General features: G+C 47.0%; 19 protein-coding genes, 1 pseudogene and 2 other annotated features. Of the genes and pseudogenes, 3 read left to right on the plus strand and 17 right to left on the minus strand.

Going from position 1 to position 18,424, the window contains the following annotated elements:
* Positions 1-90: 90 nt before the first annotated feature.
* The 7 genes from groL to MHI15_RS17945 all read right to left on the minus strand — a co-directional run bounded on the left by groL (position 91) and on the right by MHI15_RS17945 (position 5,564).
* Complete coding sequence (gene groL, locus MHI15_RS17915) at positions 91-1,722, minus strand: chaperonin GroEL (RefSeq protein ID WP_076129222.1); 1,632 nt, start codon at positions 1,720-1,722, stop codon at positions 91-93.
* A gap of 78 nt (positions 1,723-1,800) precedes the next feature.
* Complete coding sequence (gene groES / locus MHI15_RS17920) at positions 1,801-2,082, minus strand: co-chaperone GroES (protein ID WP_036676506.1); 282 nt, start codon at positions 2,080-2,082, stop codon at positions 1,801-1,803.
* Between the two features lie 508 nt (positions 2,083-2,590).
* Positions 2,591-3,358 carry a twin-arginine translocase subunit TatC gene (gene tatC, locus MHI15_RS17925; protein ID WP_076305009.1) on the minus strand — a complete coding sequence of 256 codons (768 nt, stop codon included), beginning with the start codon at positions 3,356-3,358 and terminating at the stop codon, positions 2,591-2,593.
* A 143-nt stretch (positions 3,359-3,501) separates the two neighbouring features.
* Complete coding sequence (locus MHI15_RS17930) at positions 3,502-3,744, minus strand: twin-arginine translocase TatA/TatE family subunit (RefSeq protein WP_036676510.1); 243 nt, start codon at positions 3,742-3,744, stop codon at positions 3,502-3,504.
* A gap of 139 nt (positions 3,745-3,883) precedes the next feature.
* Positions 3,884-4,369 (minus strand): MogA/MoaB family molybdenum cofactor biosynthesis protein, encoded by a 486-nt coding sequence (locus MHI15_RS17935; RefSeq protein ID WP_036676512.1) that lies wholly within the window; start codon positions 4,367-4,369, stop codon positions 3,884-3,886.
* Positions 4,370-4,454: 85 nt separating this feature from the next.
* Positions 4,455-4,925 (minus strand): cyclic pyranopterin monophosphate synthase MoaC, encoded by a 471-nt coding sequence (gene moaC / locus MHI15_RS17940; RefSeq protein ID WP_076129224.1) that lies wholly within the window; start codon positions 4,923-4,925, stop codon positions 4,455-4,457.
* Between the two features lie 3 nt (positions 4,926-4,928).
* A complete protein-coding gene (locus MHI15_RS17945) occupies positions 4,929-5,564 on the minus strand; it encodes a 5-formyltetrahydrofolate cyclo-ligase (RefSeq protein WP_341164665.1) in 636 nt (211 codons plus the stop codon).
* Positions 5,565-5,808: 244 nt separating this feature from the next.
* Here MHI15_RS17945 and MHI15_RS17950 point away from each other — a divergent pair, with 244 nt between their 5' ends.
* Positions 5,809-7,749 carry an ABC-F family ATP-binding cassette domain-containing protein gene (locus MHI15_RS17950; RefSeq protein WP_076219612.1) on the plus strand — a complete coding sequence of 647 codons (1,941 nt, stop codon included), beginning with the start codon at positions 5,809-5,811 and terminating at the stop codon, positions 7,747-7,749.
* A gap of 406 nt (positions 7,750-8,155) precedes the next feature.
* Here MHI15_RS17950 and MHI15_RS17955 read toward each other — a convergent pair whose 3' ends face one another.
* The 8 genes and pseudogenes from MHI15_RS17955 to MHI15_RS17990 form a co-directional block, all read right to left on the minus strand.
* Positions 8,156-9,691: a 2-isopropylmalate synthase gene (locus tag MHI15_RS17955; protein ID WP_036676518.1), complete on the minus strand. Its 1,536-nt coding sequence runs from the start codon at positions 9,689-9,691 to the stop codon at positions 8,156-8,158.
* Positions 9,692-9,927: 236 nt separating this feature from the next.
* Positions 9,928-10,209, minus strand: a binding site (T-box leader).
* 52 nt (positions 10,210-10,261) lie between these two features.
* Positions 10,262-10,556 (minus strand) — a binding site (T-box leader).
* A 42-nt stretch (positions 10,557-10,598) separates the two neighbouring features.
* Positions 10,599-11,648: a tRNA (adenosine(37)-N6)-threonylcarbamoyltransferase complex transferase subunit TsaD gene (gene tsaD, locus MHI15_RS17960; RefSeq protein ID WP_076099403.1), complete on the minus strand. Its 1,050-nt coding sequence runs from the start codon at positions 11,646-11,648 to the stop codon at positions 10,599-10,601.
* Positions 11,645-12,169, minus strand: a complete 525-nt coding sequence (gene rimI, locus MHI15_RS17965; RefSeq protein WP_036676521.1) for a ribosomal protein S18-alanine N-acetyltransferase — start codon at positions 12,167-12,169, stop codon at positions 11,645-11,647. Before rimI ends, tsaD begins: the two co-directional genes overlap by 4 nt.
* The gene (gene tsaB, locus MHI15_RS17970; RefSeq protein ID WP_076282079.1) at positions 12,166-12,996 is read right to left on the minus strand and encodes a tRNA (adenosine(37)-N6)-threonylcarbamoyltransferase complex dimerization subunit type 1 TsaB; all 831 of its coding nucleotides are present in this window, start codon (positions 12,994-12,996) and stop codon (positions 12,166-12,168) included. Before tsaB ends, rimI begins: the two co-directional genes overlap by 4 nt.
* Positions 12,997-13,001: 5 nt before the next feature.
* Positions 13,002-13,484, minus strand: coding sequence for a tRNA (adenosine(37)-N6)-threonylcarbamoyltransferase complex ATPase subunit type 1 TsaE (tsaE, locus tag MHI15_RS17975; protein WP_076137213.1), 483 nt, complete (start codon positions 13,482-13,484; stop codon positions 13,002-13,004).
* 98 nt (positions 13,485-13,582) lie between these two features.
* Positions 13,583-13,902: pseudogene (locus MHI15_RS17980) on the minus strand (multidrug resistance efflux transporter family protein); the annotation flags it as partial.
* 149 nt (positions 13,903-14,051) lie between these two features.
* Positions 14,052-14,237 carry an H-type small acid-soluble spore protein gene (locus MHI15_RS17985; RefSeq protein WP_036676525.1) on the minus strand — a complete coding sequence of 62 codons (186 nt, stop codon included), beginning with the start codon at positions 14,235-14,237 and terminating at the stop codon, positions 14,052-14,054.
* 31 nt (positions 14,238-14,268) lie between these two features.
* Complete coding sequence (locus MHI15_RS17990; protein ID WP_175617343.1) at positions 14,269-14,439, minus strand: hypothetical protein; 171 nt, start codon at positions 14,437-14,439, stop codon at positions 14,269-14,271.
* Positions 14,440-14,578: 139 nt separating this feature from the next.
* Here MHI15_RS17990 and ku point away from each other — a divergent pair, with 139 nt between their 5' ends.
* Together ku and MHI15_RS18000 are read left to right on the plus strand one after the other, a co-directional pair.
* Positions 14,579-15,550, plus strand: coding sequence for a non-homologous end joining protein Ku (gene ku, locus MHI15_RS17995; RefSeq protein WP_076185058.1), 972 nt, complete (start codon positions 14,579-14,581; stop codon positions 15,548-15,550).
* 12 nt (positions 15,551-15,562) lie between these two features.
* Entirely contained in the window at positions 15,563-16,510 is a 948-nt protein-coding gene (locus MHI15_RS18000; protein ID WP_076194219.1) for an ATP-dependent DNA ligase, read from the plus strand.
* Positions 16,511-16,547: 37 nt separating this feature from the next.
* Here the strand turns inward: MHI15_RS18000 and MHI15_RS18005 are convergent, their stop codons facing one another.
* The gene (locus MHI15_RS18005; RefSeq protein WP_076194217.1) at positions 16,548-17,354 is read right to left on the minus strand and encodes a hypothetical protein; all 807 of its coding nucleotides are present in this window, start codon (positions 17,352-17,354) and stop codon (positions 16,548-16,550) included.
* A gap of 26 nt (positions 17,355-17,380) precedes the next feature.
* On the minus strand, positions 17,381-18,196 hold the full coding sequence (locus tag MHI15_RS18010; RefSeq protein WP_076194215.1) for a hypothetical protein: 816 nt from the start codon (positions 18,194-18,196) through the stop codon (positions 17,381-17,383).
* Positions 18,197-18,424 lie beyond the last annotated feature (228 nt).

The raw sequence follows: 18,424 nt of genomic DNA on the forward strand, positions 1-18,424 counted from the left end.
TATGAAAGGTCTCTCATTTTTGTACTATGTGGTCAAATGGTGTTTCCTCTCAAGGAAACTCATCATCGAATTGCTTCGATAATGATTTCCTTACATCATGCCGCCCATTCCACCCATGCCGCCCATATCTGGCATGCCGCCGCCTTTTTCAGGCTCAGGCTTGTCAGCGATAACTGCTTCAGTAGTCAAGAACATAGCAGCTACGGATGCAGCATTTTGAAGCGCGGAACGAGTTACTTTAGCAGGGTCAACGATACCCGCTTCGAACATGTTCACCCATTCACCAGTAGCAGCGTTGTAGCCGATACCTACTTCTTCTTTTTTCAAGCGGTCCACAATTACGGAACCTTCTTGACCAGCGTTAGCTGCGATGGTGCGAATTGGCTCTTCCAACGCGCGAAGCACGATGTTAACGCCAGTTTTCTCGTCGCCAGTTACGTCTACAGCAGCAACAGCGTTATATACGTTCACAAGAGCTGTACCCCCACCGGATACGATACCTTCTTCAACCGCTGCGCGAGTTGCGTTCAGGGCATCTTCGATGCGAAGTTTGCGCTCTTTAAGTTCAGTTTCAGTTGCAGCGCCAACTTTGACAACGGCTACGCCACCAGCCAATTTAGCCAGACGCTCTTGCAATTTCTCTTTGTCGAACTCGGAAGTTGTTTCTTCCAGTTGAGCACGGATTTGGCTTACGCGTGCATTGATGTCCGCTTTGTCGCCGCTTCCGTCTACGATTGTTGTGTTTTCTTTAGTTACGCGTACTTGACGTGCGTTACCCAGTTGTTCAATGGAAGTGCTCTTCAGATCAAGACCGAGCTTTTCAGTGATCACTTGGCCACCAGTCAGGGCAGCGATATCTTGCAGCATAGCTTCACGACGGTCGCCAAAGCCAGGAGCTTTAACAGCAACAGCGTTGAATGTTCCACGCAGTTTGTTCACGATCAGCATAGCTTGTGCTTCGCCTTCGATATCTTCAGCGATAATAACAAGCGGTCTAGCTTGTTGAACGATTTTTTCAAGCAATGGAAGAATTTCTTGAGTGCTGCTGATTTTTTTATCAGTGATCAAGATGTATGGATTCTCCAAAACAGCTTCCATTTTGTCTGTATCAGTAATCATGTATGGGGAAATGTAACCACGGTCGAATTGCATACCTTCTACTACTTCAAGCTCAGTAGCGAATCCACGGGATTCTTCAACAGTGATAACACCGTCTTTACCTACTTTTTCCATAGCTTCAGCGATCAATTGACCTACTTCATCGTCAGCAGCAGAGATAGCAGCTACTTGAGCGATAGCTTGGGAATCTTCGATAGGCTTAGCGATTTTTTGCAATTCTTCAACAGCTGCACGAACCGCTTTGTCGATACCTTTACGGATAACCATTGGGTTAGCACCAGCAGTTACGTTCTTCAGACCTTCGCGGATCATAGCTTGAGCCAGAACCGTTGCAGTTGTAGTACCGTCACCGGCTACATCATTAGTCTTAGTAGCAACTTCTTTAACCAGTTGAGCACCCATGTTCTCGAATGCATCTTCAAGTTCGATTTCTTTAGCGATCGTTACACCATCGTTAGTGATGAGTGGGCTACCAAATTTCTTCTCAAGCACCACGTTGCGGCCTTTTGGTCCAAGTGTAACTTTTACCGCGTTTGCCAGAGCATCTACACCACGAAGCATAGAACGGCGAGCTTCTTCACTGAATTTAATTTCTTTAGCCATTGTGTAATTACCTCCTAGAATTTTTTGTATATCATATTACTTTAAGTAGTTTAGATTTAGCTTATGATCGACTCTTGCTTAGTCAAGAATCGCGTGAATGTCGCTTTCTTTCATAATCAAATATTCTTTACCTTCATATTTGATTTCTGTTCCTGCATATTTTGAGAAAAGAACACGGTCGCCTTCTTTAACTTCAAGTGCTACACGTACTCCATCTTTCAAAGCTCCGCTGCCTACTGCAATAATAGTTCCTTCTTGTGGCTTTTCTTTCGAGGAGTCCGGAAGCACAATCCCGAATGAAGTTGTTTCCTCCTGCTCGCTCGGTAGCACCAATACGCGTTCACCTAATGGTTTGATCATGAAAAAATAGCCTCCTTTAAAATTATGTTATTTTGCTTCAAAACATAGTTTAGAACTTACCGGTCAAACTTAGAATGCTGTGATGTTCTTGAAAAATATCAATGGAACCCTGCTAATCTCCAGCCCATCTCCTATTTTTCAAGAGCGTTAGCACTCAACAGCGTGCAGTGCTAACAACAATTTTTATGATACTCAACTTGAGCCCGGATTTCAAGTCTTTTTACACAAATTCGTATTAGTTTTCGCAAAAAAATACGTTTCAATGCTTGTCCAAGCACACACTCTATTACATTGTATCCACGGGTTTTGAAAATATGCGTAGGATTCCAGCGCTTTCCTCTCACCCCTTATAGATATGAAGGTTGCTAGAATGGTTAGACCTTTGCATCTAATGATCCTGATCGATAACAATTACTTACTAAGTTTATTCAATCCAACTAATGAAATCAACTTATAGCAAAAAAGCTGCCACATTCGTAGAAAATCTACTTAGCGGCAGCCTCTCTCCTCACTCCTGCTTCTGAACATACCGTTCATCCCGTGCCGCGTCCGCAGCAAGTTGCTTGCGATAGACAAATGCAGATAAAAATACACTGAACTCATACAAAATGAGCAGTGGAATCGTCACCAGAAAGTCTGAGATAAAATCCGGGGGCGTGATAACTACAGCAATAAAAACAAGCGTGAAATAGGCGTACCGACGCATTTTACGCAAGCGTAGCGGGTTGAGTACTCTTAGTTTGGTCAGAAACATCACCAGCAATGGAAGTTCAAACAGCAATGCCAGCGGCAATACCAGGCTGAACATGAAGTTAAAATACTGTGCAATCCCGTAGGTCTCTTCCAGTCCCATGCTTCTGGTAATTGAGATCGTGAACGAAAGTGCCATTGGAAAAACAATATAATAAGCAAAAGAAAGACCGATAAGGAAAAGAACAAACACATAGGGAACATAACGAAGTGTCGCATTTCGCTCCTCTGGCCGCAGGCCCGGACTGATAAATGCCCACAGCTGGTAGGCAATAAACGGGACAGAAATCACTAGCGAAACGGCCATCGCGATCTTCATGTACATCCCAATGCCATCCCAGAATGAGAATGCATGCAGAACAAAACCTTGCGCCAGGTCCGTGCTAATCAAATAATCGTAAATAGGCTTTGCACAAAATAATCCGCCTATTAATCCAAGGACAAATACGATTAACACATAAATAATCCGTTTGCGTAGCTCGGTGAGATGATCCACCACCGACATTTCTTCCGATTTCAGAGACATCCAGACACCATCCCATGACAAGAGTAAAAAAGATAACACTAACTTTCTTCAAAGCAGTGTCCGTTGCTGCGGAAAGCAAAGAAAAAGGGGCGTCTCCTCAAGTCTAGTAGACTCCTGAGAATGCCCCATTGAAAGATCTTCTATTATTCCGGCAGGCGTTTGTCCTGAGGAATATCTGCAGCGACCGTTTGCGGGGCCGTCGGCACAGGAGCTTCGCTCTTCTTCACCGGTTCATTATCCCCGATGATTTCACGCGCGCCTTCCTTAAATTCACGGAAGGTTCGTCCAACTGCACGGCCTAGCTCTGGCAGTTTATTTGGGCCAAAGAGCAGAAGTGCCAGTATGACCAACAAAATAATACCAGGAGTACCAATTCCACTAAACATTATTATTCCTCCTTGTCCACCTGTCCGTTCATGGTATCGTTTACTTTAATTTAATAATACCATAACTTATGTCACAGTTACATCCACTTTCTTCTATAAATAGATTATCATTGTGACGTGACAAGAAGATGACAAAGGGTTATTGGCGGTATTGGCCAGTTACCATGAGCAGTGCTTCCGGTAATTGATCCATAATAGCTGCCAGATTCTCATGAACACCCTTCGGCGTTCCAGGTAAATTGACAATCAACGTGCGACCGCGAATGCCGCATATCCCACGAAAAAGCATAGCTGCACGGTTTTTTTGCATCACTGTGCTTCGCATAGCTTCTGAGAGCCCAGGCACTTCCCGTTCTACCACTCGCCGAGTAGCATCCGGGGTCACATCACGAATCGCCAGATCTGTGCCTCCGGTGGTCAGTACCAAATCTGCCTGAAAATAGTCCGTCAGTTCAATCAAGGCTGCGATAATCTCATCTTGTTCATCGGGAACGATTCGATATTCAATGATCTCGCCACCTAGTTCCTCTTCCACCAGCTCCCGAATAACCTGGGCGCTCGTGTCTTCCCGTTCGCCCCTGGCCCCTTTATCACTGGCCGTTAGGATTGCTGTCTTCCACGCCATAGGTTTGTCCTTCCTCTCTATATGTATAGTTGGCTGTACAGTTCAGCCTGCTCGCCTCAGCGCTTCGAACAAAAGCAGCTGATACTTATTCGAGCGCATAATCTCCGTTCTTGCCCCCGCTCTTAGATACCAGAAGCGTCGGTCCGATAATCATATCCTTCTGAATAGCCTTACACATGTCGTACACCGTTAGTGCTGAGGCAGAAACAGCGGTTAAGGCTTCCATCTCTACTCCGGTTTTTCCTGTAGTACGGACTGTTGCTTCTATATAAAGTTCATCTTCGCTGTTATCGGAGAAGCTGATATCAATACCGGTAAGTGGCAGCGGGTGGCACATCGGAATCCAGTCTGACGTCTTCTTAGCCGCCATAATCCCGGCGATCTGTGCAACAGCAAGGACATCACCTTTGCTGATCTTGCCACTCTTAATGGCGCTCAGCGTTCCAGCAGCCATCTTGATCATACTCCGCGCGACAGCTGTCCGCTTCGTAATCTCCTTCTCACTCACATCCACCATACGAGCTCTTCCCTGCTCGTTGAAATGGGTCAATTCCATGGCTCACTCTCCTTTTCGGCAGTGCACTATACCATTTTCAGTAATCAGCATGTCCATTAAAGCATCATGCTCATCCATCGGCACCCTTGGAACCAACTGCATGCCGTAAGCTAACCCGATCCATATCGGGGGCTGTGCGCTAACGTACCCGGCTTTCTCCCAAGACGCACGTAACCGGTCATAGTATCCTCGACCGTAGCCAAGCCTGCCGCCTTGAAGATCAAATGCTAGCCCTGGTACGAACACAACAGCAGGTAGCTTAATCTCTTCAATCTCTAATAAATCTCTGCTGGAGACAATAGGTTCTTGGATACCATAAGCCCCCGGCTCTAAATCGCTCCATGCATTCACCGCGTGGACACTCATTTCACCGCTTGCTGGAATTACACGCGGCAACAGCACCTTACGCTGATCTTTCCACGCCTGTGTGATAAGTGGGCGGGTATCAAGCTCTGAACGAAAAGACACATAGGCCATTAGTGAAGTTATACCCTTCAACTCCAGCCACTCAAATGCATAGTGGCAGACTTCAGATGATAGTTTACTTCTCTGGTCCGAAGACAGCTCGTTTCGGGCGATGGTCTTCTCCGTTCGTAATTGTTGCTTTACTTTGGAGATCTCCGACTCCTTGCTGGACATTGTCGGCCTCCCCCTCTTATTCATCCCTAGCTTATCCTTGTTTGTAAATCCAGTTTACCACTCTTCTCCCCGGTTCGCCAAGGTGGATAGAACTGTGTTATCGGACTAGGTCGTTATTCCCTCCTTACATTAGATCGAACCCTCGCTTGGGAAACGCTTTTCATGTAAACTATAGAATAAGTTGTTCATACGGCTGAGGGATAAATACCAAGGCGAAATATGCAAGGGTGGAGGTTTCATCGTTATGCTTCTTCAAGCGACAGGAATTACTAAATCATATGGTATACAGAACGTACTGGATGGCATAAGCCTACAGGTAAATGAAAAGGAACGTGTCGGGCTAGTGGGTGTGAATGGTGCCGGCAAATCAACTTTTCTACAAATTCTGGCCGGTGAGATGTCTTATGACAGCGGTCAAATTCATAAATCAAAAGAAACAACAATCGGATATTTAGCTCAGAATAGCGGACTGCAATCTGACAAAACCATTCATGAAGAAATGATGGCGGTCTTCGCTCCGCTGATCGAAGCCGAAACTGAGCTGAGAGAGTTAGAAGTAAGTATTGCTGATCCTAAGCTCGCGGAAGACCCCAAGCGGTACGAAGAACTGCTTGAACGATATGCGCGGCGATCGGATTGGTTCAAGGACCACGGCGGCTATGAAATGAATACACGGATTCGCAGTGTCCTACACGGCATGGGCTTCAGTGATTTCCCACCAGATACACCCATTTCTACCCTTAGTGGAGGCCAAAAGACCCGGCTCGCGCTGGCCCGTATTTTGCTTCAGGCTCCAGATCTTCTGATGCTGGATGAGCCTACTAACCATCTGGATATCGAAACGTTAACGTGGCTGGAGGATTACCTCCGCAGCTATGCTGGCGGGATTCTGGTTGTATCCCATGACCGTTATTTCCTAGACCGTCTCGTGACCACTATTGTAGAGATCGAGCGGCACCAGTCCCGGCGTTATACGGGTAACTACAGTCGTTATGTAGATTTGAAGGCTGCCGAATATGAAGCACGGATGAAGCAATATGAGAAGCAACAGGATGAAATTTCTCGAATGGAGGATTTCGTTCAGAAAAATATTGTCCGGGCTTCCACCACAAAACGTGCGCAGAGCAGACGCAAAGCGCTTGAGAAGATGGATCGTCTAGATCGTCCAATGGGCGATCTGAAGAAGGCTAGCTTCTCCTTTGAGCCAGACTTCATGTCTGGAAAAGAGGTGCTTCAAGTGCGCAATGTTGCGGTTGCCTTTAATGAAGGTTCACCTTTATTCAAGGACGCTTCTTTTGAGCTTCGTCGCGGGGAGACTGCTGCCCTGATCGGTCCCAATGGTATCGGTAAATCCACACTGCTGCAGTGTATGACCGGAACCCGTGAGCCTTCTGCTGGAACGGTGAATTGGGGCACTAAAGTAAAAATTGCTTATTATGATCAGGAACAGACCCGCCTTAATCCACAAAATACGGTTATGGAAGAACTGTGGAGTGAATATCCAATGATCGAGGAAGCCAGAATTCGTACGATCCTTGGTAATTTCCTTTTTAGCGGAGAGGATGTTCTTAAGAAGATTTCCGCACTTAGCGGCGGCGAAAAAGCTCGGGTTTCCTTATCTAAACTAATGCTCCGCGGTGCAAATATGCTAATTCTCGATGAACCTACCAACCATTTGGATCTGGTCAGCCGTGAAGTTCTGGAATCTGCTTTAATTGATTTCGAAGGCACCCTGCTGTTCATCTCCCATGACCGTTATTTTTTGAACAAAATGGCGGAACGGGTACTGGAGCTACATCCCGAAGGGATCGACCAATACCTCGGCAACTACGATGACTATGTCGAGAAGAAACGAGAATTAGAAGAGATTGCAAAAGATGCCGCTGAACTAGCTACTAAAAACGTCAATAAGGACACTGCTGTACCTGAAAAAAGCGCTGTAACCTCTTTTGAAGCAGACAAGCAGGCTAAGCGTGAAGAGCGTAACCGCAAACGGCGTATCGCAGAGCTTGAGGAGAACATCGCCTCACTTGAAGAATCAATCGTATTTATAGAGCATGAAATGACTAAACCTGAAGTTTATCAGGATTATTTAGCACTTCAAGGTTATGAAGAGGACCTGAAGAACAAAAAATCTCAGCTGACAGATTTCTTTAGCGAATGGGAAATCCTTGCTGACGAATAATGTAAATCCTCCTTATAAATATTTTTTCATCGTTCTAGATTTGTTCATAAATAGTTATCCACAGCTCTATACACAGGTTTCGTGTATAACTCCCTACTTCAAAAGACCCTTCGGGGTCTTTTTTATGCGTTAAATCGGTATTTTCAAGGAAAAGGAATTATTATCCACTGATCTATCCACATTATCCACAATTCTCACAGTGTTTCATTGCCAACAAAATTGTTTATTAGAGCATTTTAAAAAAAGCCGTTATTGCTGATTTTACGCACTTTTTACACAACTCAGGCAGAATATGTGGATAACGTTGTCCACAACTTGACAAAAGACGTAACCCCATTTTACAAGACTGATTTTCTGCTAAAAAAGAACCCGCTATCTCCTAAACTGACAGCGGGCACGTCGTATTTTAGACAATCTGTGTAGAGAGCAGGGCGGCATTACAGGCTGCGATATAAGCGATGCCTGCCGCCATAATTATATCTTGGTGAGTGGCCGTGCCTCTGAATTTAAGGCCCTCCCACTCCACCATCACCGCTGCTTCTGCTTGCGCATTCTCTCCGCTTCCAAGCGAATGAAGCTCGAGTCCTGCAAAGTCTATCTCCTCAGCGATCCCTTGCCCAATAGCGGCGATAATCGCTTCAAGCGGGCCTTCGCCAGTGCTGGTATGTGACGTTTCCCGGCCAGTCTGCAGATGGCGTACCGTAACTGCAGCTACACGGCGCTGGGCACTGCCCGCCAATACCTGAACCTCACCCAGCTCATAGACCTGAGCTTGTTGTCCAGTTGTACTGCTTACCATTTGCAGCAGCTGGTCATCACTGACGACCTTTTGACGGTCAGCGGTCTCTTTAAAGGACTCATAAAGTGCATCCAGCTCCGCAGGCTCCAGCGTTATTCCATACTTCGCAGCCCGATCCTTCAGCGCATGTCTGCCAGAATGTTTGCCCAGAATGATCATGCTGCGGGGGATGCCCAGCCGTTCGGGATCCATAATCTCATAGGTACTACGATCCTTGAGCAGGCCATCCTGATGAATCCCGGACTCATGCTGGAAGGCATTTCTTCCGACGACCGGCTTGTTATAGGCGATTGGGAAATGCATCGCTCCACTAATCAGCCGGGAAGTATCATACAGTTTATCCAGCACGATACCTGTTTCTGCACCGATTGCATCGCCGCGGGTTTCAAGCGCCATAACAAGCTCTTCCAGTGCGCAGTTCCCTGTGCGCTCGCCTACACCGTTCACGGTGACTTCTATCTGAGTCGCCCCTCCATCAATCGCTGCCAGACTGTTAGCTACAGCCAGCCCCAAGTCATTATGACAGTGGGCACTATAGCTGACCTTGCCACCACCTCTTGCTCCCTGCCGCACTCTCCGGAACATCTCGCCATATTCATGTGGCAATGCGTATCCTACTGTATCCGGCAGGTTAATAATGGAGGCCCCTTCCTCTATAACTGCCTCAACCATTTCAATCAGATCATCAATCCCTGTCCGCGCAGCGTCCATGGCCGTGAATTCAACTACATCACAGAATTGTCGCGCATAAGCCGTCATCTCACGCGCTTTAGCTACGACTTCAGCTCTGCTCATACGCAGTTGATGCTGCAAATGAATATCAGAAGAGGAGATAAACAAGTGAATCCGCCGACGTTCAGCATCTTGAGTGGCCCGGACTGCAGCATCGATGTCCCCTTTTACGGCCCGTGCGAAACCACAAATCTCCACGTTGCGCACCTTGCGCGAAATCGTCTGCACCGCTGCAAAATCTCCAGGACTCGATACCGGGAACCCCGGCTCCATTACATCAACACCCAGATCAGCTAGCTTATAAGCCAGCAATATTTTTTGCTCAGGAGTCAGACTAGCCCCAGGGGCCTGCTCACCGTCACGCAGGGTCGTATCGAAAATTTGAATACGTTTCTTAACTGGAATAATCATCTGAATTCCTCCTAGTTTTGTTTTCATGTAATTGGATGCCTTATCTCTATCCTATGCTTCAGCGCAGAACCACACGTCGACTTGCGGTTCTGCTCATTTCCCACCCACTGCTGCCGGCAGCTGTAACAAATGAATCTCTGCACAATGTGCAGAGTGTTCACTTTTGGCGTCTTATGTAGCGTTGAGTCCATTCCCCGGACTTCTTCTACAAGAACGCAAAAACCCGCCGTCTCTAATAAAGAGACGGCGGGTTACCCCTCCGCGGTACCACTCTTTTTGACGCATCGGCTGTCACTAATAACAAGCCTCAAAGCTGCGTCCAGCTCTTCTTCCCGGTTCAAGCTGGCATGCCAGCTTAAATCCGGAAAGGTCCGATAACGAGGACAGCCGTAGGCAGCGTACTCTTGTTCCGCCGCTCCGCTCCCGGGCGAGCTTCAAGAAATCCGGTGACTGCGTCGCACCAACCCGCAGCTCTCTGTTCACCGTCAAACTCTACTACTCCCGTTCTTAGCGTGTATTATATAAATTACTCACCACTCTAAATCCATACAAAAAAGCCTGCCATCTCATTCAAGAGACGACAGGCTGTTAACCTTCGCGGTACCACTCTTGTTGATGCTCTGTATCGGCTAAGTTCCTGCCGATTCCAATTGAACATCCACTCTACGGTCCAGTATGTTAGGTACTAGACCACCCTATCACGGAGGTTACCCGTAAACGGTGTACAAACGTTCCGGCGACAATTGCCAGTAATGCTTCCACCGCTCCGCTCCCAGACGAGTTCAGGACTCCTTCGACTGCGTTGCACCCACCCGCAGTTCTCTTATCCCAGAGTATCCTTACTACTTCCGCTCATCGCGTTTGCTTGTTTAATTGAACTGATTATACTCGTTAGCTCCAAATGATGTCAATAGGCAGATACAGACCATTGTTCCAGTGAGAATCCAGGGTCAGCTACCATATCCAGCGGTATTCCACCGTCATGCTGCCACTTCACGTATGCAGCCGCTCCAATCATCGCCGCATTATCCGTGCAATACACCGGTGGAGGAATAATAAGTTCAATGCCCTCCGTTTCACAGCGCGAAATTAATGCCGAGCGGAGTCCACCATTAGCAGCGACCCCCCCACAGAGCAATAACTGTCTGGAGTTAGTGGCTTTAACGGCGCGTACCGCCTTTTCCACCAGCACTTCAACTACGGATTCTTGGAACCCCCGGGCGATGCCTGCGACATTGGGTTCAAGACCTTTCATTTTGCTCTGATTTACCACATTCAGCACCGCCGATTTTAGACCGCTGAAGCTGAAATCATAAGAGTTCGGCTCCAGCCATACCCGCGGCAAAGCAACAACTTCCGTCGCTTCGCGTGCCAGGCGATCTACATGGGGTCCGCCGGGATAAGGGAACCCTAGCGCCCGAGCCACTTTATCATATGCTTCACCTACAGCATCATCACGCGTGCGGCCGATAATTCGAAACTCACCCTCACGCTCCATATGAACCAGTTCAGTATGTCCACCTGACACCACTAGTGTCATACATGGATACTGCAACTCTGCAACCAGGCGGTTAGCATAGATGTGGCCTGCAATATGATGCGTGCCAATTAACGGCTTGCCCCATGCAAGAGCAAGGCTTTTAGCTGCTACTACCCCGACCAGTAAAGCTCCCACCAAACCCGGGCCTTGAGTCACCGCTACCGCAGTCAATTGTTCGGGTGTAACGCCTGCCTTGGCGAGCGCTTCCTCGATTACGAGCGTAATTACCTCCACATGTTTACGGGAAGCCACTTCTGGCACCACGCCCCCAAAAGCACGATGTGTCTCTATTTGACTCGAGATGATGTTGGATAACACTTCTGATCCGTTTTTGACCACGGCCACCGAGGTTTCATCACAACTGGTCTCTATAGCAAGTATTAGTACAGGTTGAGCTGCGCCCGTTTCTGTCTTCATTTCAAGTCCACGCTTCCTTCCAAATAGCCATGCTCCTTATACTCCGGTAGATCCGCCCACATAATGAGTGCATCCTCGCGATTATCGGAATAATATCCTTTGCGCGTACCGGCAGAACGAAAGCCTTTTTTACGATATAAATTCTGAGCTACCTCATTGGATACCCGCACCTCAAGCGTAATGGATTTCATGCCTACGTAAGAGGCAGTATTCATTAACTCCTCCAACAGGCGCTCCCCCCATTTACGTCCACGATAAGCTTCGAGTAAGGCAATATTCGTCACATGCGCCTCATCCACGATAGCCCACATTCCAGCATAGCCAATTATATGACCTGCCAGCTCCATAACCATGTATTTAGCAAAATGATTATGCGTCAGCTCATTCCGGAAAGCTTCCTCCGTCCACGGCATGGTAAAGGCTTCGCGCTCAATAATAAGAATGTCCGGAATATCCTCCAGCTTCATCAGACGAAAAACAAGGTCAGCCTCTTGTGCTCTCAATGATTCCACTTCCGTCATCGTTTTAAGCCTCCTTTACTACTTAACCGCAGATTGGCCTCCGCTTCCGAAATCTGAGTATAGTTAGGGATCAAGCTATGAATATCATCATTCTCTACTTGCAGCCGGGCTTCACTAAGGAAGCCTGTCCAGCGGCCCTCCAGCTCATATGGAACAGCTACAGAAGTGCCGAGTTCCGCCAGCGGATGTAGTGATTCTTCGCTGCCATGTACAGCGGTTTCTCCAACAAACCATAGAATAGCTGGTTTAGTTCCTTCAGCTGAAGCCTGTTGTAAACGTTCTGCCAAGTACTCCACCCAGTCGGCCATCAACCGGATGGCATCAGGTTCAAGGCGGCTAAGAGAACTATTCCCATCCGCTGCGAATAATCCTGTGTAAACCTGTCCCCGACGCGCATCCATCAGTGGAATGATCCAATCTGGACCGTAGCCACTGTTCGCAGTGGCTTGTCCTGACTCTGCTGTCGTCTTATTCTTAAGGGCTGTTTCATACCCACCCCATGCCACAGCATGCAGGCTCGAAATACCAACTACCGGGACATTCCATGCCCAAGCCAGTGTTTTGGCAGCGGTAACCGCGATCCGTGTTCCCGTATAAGATCCCGGGCCCACACCAACCGCAATCCCGCCCAGATTAGCAACGGTTGTTCCCGAAGCTTGCAGCGCCTGCTCTATAATCGGCAGCAAATGCACCGAATGATTCCGTTCACCGGAAGCATTAATTTCATGCAATAATTCTCCATTCTCGGTCACTGCAACCCCCAATACGGCAGTTGATGTATCCAGCGCTAAAAGCCGCTTGCGCGGCTCTGTATTCTCGTTCGTCATTTTTATTAACCCCACTTCTGGATCAGCTCCCGGCAAAGCTCACCATAAGGCTCCCCGATTCCGGTCACCGTAATGATTCGTTCCTCCGGTCCAACTGTTTCCATGTATATATGCATATGCCGCGGCGGCATTAACTCCGTAATAATACTGCTCCATTCTACCAAACAAACACCCTGACCATAGAAATACTCATCCAATCCAAGCTCATCTGCTTCCTGAAGTGAAATCCGATATACATCCATGTGATATAACGGCAGACGACCTTCGTACTCTTTAATAATAGTAAAAGTAGGACTGTTTACGATCCCTTTCACTCCAAGATGGCGAGCGTAACCTTGCGAGAAGGCCGTTTTTCCTGCGCCTAGATCACCGTCCAAACCGATAACCATGCCTGCCGTTGAAGCAGCAGCTATTGCACTTGCCAGTTGCTCCGTATCCTGCAGATTGTAAGAACGGTAAGTGAACACCGTTTCGACTGTTTTGTCCAACTACAACTACCACCTTTTAAAATATACCTGTCGAAAACCATTACATTCAATTATATCGGTATGGTGCATCCACCGCAACAACTGTCCCTGCCCATTGTTTAAGCTGAAGGAGATACAGTCCTCTTCTTCACTTGCGTGGTCAAGCTGGATTTCGATACCGATCGCTGCGAGAAAAGGCTATGTAGTATCATTCCAAGGATAATGACTAAGATTCCTCCCCATGACAATAAAGAAGGTGAAGGCGAAGACAGGATCAACATTTCACTTAATAATGCGAATAATACCTCTAGGGTTTGGGTGGCTTCGACTGCCGCTAATCCGCTCATGCTGCTCCTACCATATCTGTAGCTTGAAAGAATAATACTGTGGCAATAACTCCTGAACACAGCGCAACAATAATGGACTGTCCTGCCTGATCCAATATATTGGTTTAAATCTTACACCGTCAACCTTGACGTCAGTTATGCTCCAAATCAAAAAAGAGACCTTTACGCAAACTTAAGCATAAAAAGTCTCTTTTTTTTAAACTATAATTCAGCTTTAACGTACGCTCTAAGTAGACCTTTGTTAGTGCTCTTGCTCTTCGAGTCGTTCAACACCCACAGTGTGCGTATTGGTTGGTCGAGAGCCAACTTGTACCGTAGCCATTCCGTTCTCTTCATCCACATGTTCAATCCATACAGGCTCCCCATCCAAATGTACACTTACAGTTTCTTTAGAAGCATAAATATCCTGTGCCCGTTTGACGTCCACAACTGTTCTCCTCCTTTATCTTTCCTAAAGTTTACGATTCTAAGGGTGACGTATCTTCGAGGGTTCGTTCCGCATCTAGCTTTTCCGAATCGGAAACCTGACTGGCCTCCGTGGACGCAATAATGCTCTCCCAATCCACAACTGTGGCCGGAATATCCTGCTCGCTCAGCGCATCGCTCCATTCGTTATCTCTTGGTTCCATACCTTAGATTCTCCTCCTCAACTTCACAGGTCCGAGTTTATTTTTTCCCAAGCTTCTCAAAAAATGCACCCGGCTAGAAAAGCCTTTCCTGCCTCATACTAACCCAAAGCAAATCAACTTAGATCAGGAGGTGTTTCTCATGCATACCGTTTGGAAAGGAGCCATCAGCTTCGGGCTTGTGCATGTTCCGGTTAAAATGTTCTCCGCTACGGAAGACAAGGACATTTCTCTGCGTTATATCCATAAGGAGTGTGGCAGCCCGCTGTCGTATGTACGCAAATGCCCGGTGTGTGACAAAGAGGTAGCTTGGGAAGAGATCGGTAAAGGATATGAGTATGAAAAAGGGAAGTTTGTGCTCTTCGACAAAGAGGAATTGGATCAACTATCCGACGAGACCAGTAAAAGCATCTCCATTCTCGACTTTGTAGACCTGACGGAAATCGATCCGATTTATTTTCAAAAAACCTATTATTTATCCCCGGATCAGGCAGGCTCAAATGCTTATCGACTTCTTATGGAGGCCATGAAGCAGACAGGTAAAATTGGTATCGCCAAAATTTCAATCCGCTCAAAAAGCAGTCTGGCAGCGATCCGTGTGCTTGAGGATTGCCTTGCGATTGAGACCATTTTTTATCCTGATGAGGTGCGGCCGATCTCGCAAGTGCCTGGTCTGCCCGAAGCAGGGACAGTGAACGATAAAGAGCTGGAAATGGCTAAGCTGCTGATCTCACAGCTATCCACTCCTTTTGATCCGGCAAAATATACCGATGATTATCGCCAGCGTATGCTTGATCTGATCTCACATAAAATTGCAGGCGAGGAATTTCATATCGCTCCTGCTAAACAGGAAAGCAATGTGATTGATCTAATGGCTGCCTTGCAGGCTAGTATTCAAGCTGTGCAGCATATTCCTTCAGACCCTGGTCCTTCATTAACAGGCAACACAAAAACCAAAACTAAAGCGGCTCCTGCTGCCAAAAGAAAAACAGCCAAGACCAAAACAACCGCCGCGGAACCTGCGGAGCAGCAAAACGAGGTCTCCGGGCCGACTCCAGTCATCACGCCAAAACCGAAACGCCGCAGCACGAAAAGCAAAACAACCGTATCTTAGGAGGCTCTGCGGATGAAGCTTCAGCCCATTATTCCTTTTGAACCTATACTGGCTGGGCAGCTTCCAGCAGGTGACCAGTGGATCGCACAAATTAAATGGGACGGCGTACGGATGTTGTCCTATTACGATGGAAGCACTACTCAGCTTATTAACAGACGTGGCAATTACCGTACCACGCAATATCCAGAACTTATTGATGTATCTGCTTACTGCAAGGCTGACTCCGTGATTCTTGATGGTGAGATTATCGCGCTCAAGGACGGCAAACCCTCATTTCATGAGGTGATGCGGAGGGACAGTTTGAAAAATGGTTCCACGATTTCCGTCGTTAGGCATCAGGTTCCTGTCATTTATATGATATTTGATATTCTGTTTTATAATGGCCAATCGACGATGGATCAACCATTATTCTTGCGGCAGCAGCTGTTAAGTGACATTCTGCTGCCGCATCCCCATGTTCAAGCTGTGCCAAGTTATACCGATCCTACAGAACTGTTCGCCGCCACTCAGAACCAGGGCTTGGAAGGAATCGTCTGCAAGGACATCAACAGCACTTATGCTCCGGGCGGAAAAGATAAACGTTGGCAGAAACGCAAAATCAGTTCTGATATTACAGCTGTAGCCGGGGGTGTGACGTTCCGTGACGGTATCGTCAACGCACTGCTTCTTGGTCTTTATGATGATAAAGGAAATTTGCATTATATCGGACATGCCGGTCCGGGAAAATTGACTGTGCAGGATAAACGCGACTTAACTGCGGAGGCACACCGCCTTAAGCTGGATCGGATGCCCTTTGCAGATGTTCCACAACGAGGTAAGGATGCTTTTTGGATAAAGCCGGAGCTCGTCTTCAAAGTTCATTTTCTGGAATGGAACACCTCGGGCACTCTGCGTCAGCCTGTTACTCAAGCTAAAGTGAATCTTCCCCCGGAGGCATGCACAATGGAGCAAAAAGGATAAAAGAACGTCCTCCCAATCTGAAATGGGAGGACGTTTCTTATTGTGCTGTAAAACTTGTTACAAGGGCCTCAAGCTCTGCCTTTGTCTGCGCAGTATTTTTTGTACTCGTAAGTGTATAATCGACACTTCCATCAGCACTGGACCATACCAGCTGGACTTTAAGATCACCGTGATGAGGCCCAAAAACTGTGTAAATCGCCTCAACCCCGTTGAGGGTCAAGCTCTCATCCTGATCCCCAGGCAGCTGGGCCAAAGTCACCCCTTCCGGTAGCGTGTATGCAGGTGCAGATCTTAAATTCAACCTCTCTCCATTTCGTAGATAGGTGATAGAGGTTTCTGTATTGCTCCACTTCAAGCTTTGCGAAATCACCTTTTTACCACCAGCTTGGGCTTTAGCTTTTAACTGATCCCTAAGGGTTTTATACTCTGAGCTAAAAAACATTGGAATCACCGGATTTAAAACGACATCCTGTAACTTATAATCCTCTGGTAGAGAAGTAGGTATCAGGAGTGACTTCCCGCTTAATGAAAGTAACTTCTGCGCCGCTTCGTTTATAGAACTGAATCTATATGGCATATAGCTTATACTCAAGGTTTCATGTGGATTAGATTTCTTATCATTTACATACAGGATCTTAAGTTCGCCTGCTTGTAAGGGAACTGTATTTTCTTTGGCAATCAAAGCTTCAATCGTTGAAGATATGGGCGTATTCTGCTCAACGGGTGCTGTAGCTTTACTTTTATTATTACTCCCCGCAGGCACTGCGCCTGCTGTTCCACTCACCGCACTTATCAATACTAATAAGCTTAAGGCTGTAATCGCCGCGCTTTTCTTAATCATCATTATAATATCCTCCTTTAGCCCCTTGGTTATTTGATCATGGTTTTAGCTACCGCCAGCATTTCATTTGTCGTCAGCGTACTGGCCCGATTGTCTGAAAGGGTATATTGTATCGTGCCTGAGTTATCCAGCCATACTAGCTTTGTGTTAAAGCTTGCGTCTTTAGCGGAATCAGTTGTAAGTACTACTTTCCTGCCGTTGACCGTTAATTCTTTCTTAGATTCCGAGGCTCTTACAAAAGGTACCGCTCCTTCCGGAAGTTTGGCGGGCGGCGACCCAGTTACAATGCTAAAATTGGCTTTTCCTTTGGCATACAGCTGCATAGACAAATTCGTCTGGTTCCAGCTGATGATTTTACTAAACAACTGTTTATTAGAATTACCAGCAACCGCTGCTGCCTTCAATTCCTGCTCTAGTTGCAAATACAGCTCTGAATCATTAGCTACAGCCGGTGGATAGATGATGGCTCTCGCCAGAGTGAAGCCTTTAGGAAGATTTCCGGGCTGCGGAATAGACGGACCCCTTAGCGCTTTAAACTTCGCAGCAAAGGATTTATAGTCCTTAAAAACAAACCCTTTGCCAGAGAAGCTGATCGCATCCTGTGGATTGGAGACTTTATCCCGTACGTAGTAGGCCAAAAGCGTACCTTCCTTCACTCCAGCTACGAGTGCCTGCAATTCCTTTTGGGTCTTCTGATCGGTTTGTGAGGCAACCTGCGCTCCTGATGCCGCCGCAATTGTAAGAGACAAGCCGGGTACATCCACACCCCCGGCCACTCCTGTTCCCAGCAAGATTGCTGCAGAGAACGCGATAACTGTTTTTTTGAAATCATAATGGAGCTTCAATTTCTAACATCCTCTCCTTCAATAAGGTAAATGTATTTTCACCCCTGTTTTTTAACTACACTTCTATAACAATCCAACATTAGAAAAAGGGACATTTTCTCACAAAAAAGAGGCTGTCCCAAAAGCCATGAAATAGTTGCTTGGGAAAGCCTCTTTTTTGTTCTTAACATTACAAGTGACGCATCAAGTGACGCTCCTAATGATGCAATAAGTGAAGTACTTATAGAA

The organism is Paenibacillus sp. FSL H7-0918, assembly GCF_038007025.1.
GTDB classification, from domain to species: domain Bacteria; phylum Bacillota; class Bacilli; order Paenibacillales; family Paenibacillaceae; genus Paenibacillus_AQ; species Paenibacillus_AQ odorifer.

Bases quoted from the DNA above. Each gene is read 5' to 3' on its own strand.
- moaC (WP_076129224.1), bottom strand. From the start codon at position 4,925: ATGGAATTGACCCATTTCAACGAGCAGGGAAGAGCTCGTATGGTGGAT.
- MHI15_RS18005 (WP_076194217.1), bottom strand. From the start codon at position 17,354: ATGATGATTAAGAAAAGCGCGGCGATTACAGCCTTAAGCTTATTAGTA.
- MHI15_RS17930 (WP_036676510.1), bottom strand. From the start codon at position 3,744: ATGTTTAGTGGAATTGGTACTCCTGGTATTATTTTGTTGGTCATACTG.
- MHI15_RS17935 (WP_036676512.1), bottom strand. From the start codon at position 4,369: ATGGCGTGGAAGACAGCAATCCTAACGGCCAGTGATAAAGGGGCCAGG.
- MHI15_RS17990 (WP_175617343.1), bottom strand. From the start codon at position 14,439: ATGGAACCAAGAGATAACGAATGGAGCGATGCGCTGAGCGAGCAGGAT.
- tatC (WP_076305009.1), bottom strand. From the start codon at position 3,358: ATGTCTCTGAAATCGGAAGAAATGTCGGTGGTGGATCATCTCACCGAG.
- tsaB (WP_076282079.1), bottom strand. From the start codon at position 12,996: ATGACGAACGAGAATACAGAGCCGCGCAAGCGGCTTTTAGCGCTGGAT.
- MHI15_RS17950 (WP_076219612.1), top strand. From the start codon at position 5,809: ATGCTTCTTCAAGCGACAGGAATTACTAAATCATATGGTATACAGAAC.
- rimI (WP_036676521.1), bottom strand. From the start codon at position 12,169: ATGACGGAAGTGGAATCATTGAGAGCACAAGAGGCTGACCTTGTTTTT.
- MHI15_RS17955 (WP_036676518.1), bottom strand. From the start codon at position 9,691: ATGATTATTCCAGTTAAGAAACGTATTCAAATTTTCGATACGACCCTG.
- ku (WP_076185058.1), top strand. From the start codon at position 14,579: ATGCATACCGTTTGGAAAGGAGCCATCAGCTTCGGGCTTGTGCATGTT.
- tsaD (WP_076099403.1), bottom strand. From the start codon at position 11,648: ATGAAGACAGAAACGGGCGCAGCTCAACCTGTACTAATACTTGCTATA.
- MHI15_RS18000 (WP_076194219.1), top strand. From the start codon at position 15,563: ATGAAGCTTCAGCCCATTATTCCTTTTGAACCTATACTGGCTGGGCAG.
- groES (WP_036676506.1), bottom strand. From the start codon at position 2,082: ATGATCAAACCATTAGGTGAACGCGTATTGGTGCTACCGAGCGAGCAG.
- groL (WP_076129222.1), bottom strand. From the start codon at position 1,722: ATGGCTAAAGAAATTAAATTCAGTGAAGAAGCTCGCCGTTCTATGCTT.
- MHI15_RS17945 (WP_341164665.1), bottom strand. From the start codon at position 5,564: ATGTCCAGCAAGGAGTCGGAGATCTCCAAAGTAAAGCAACAATTACGA.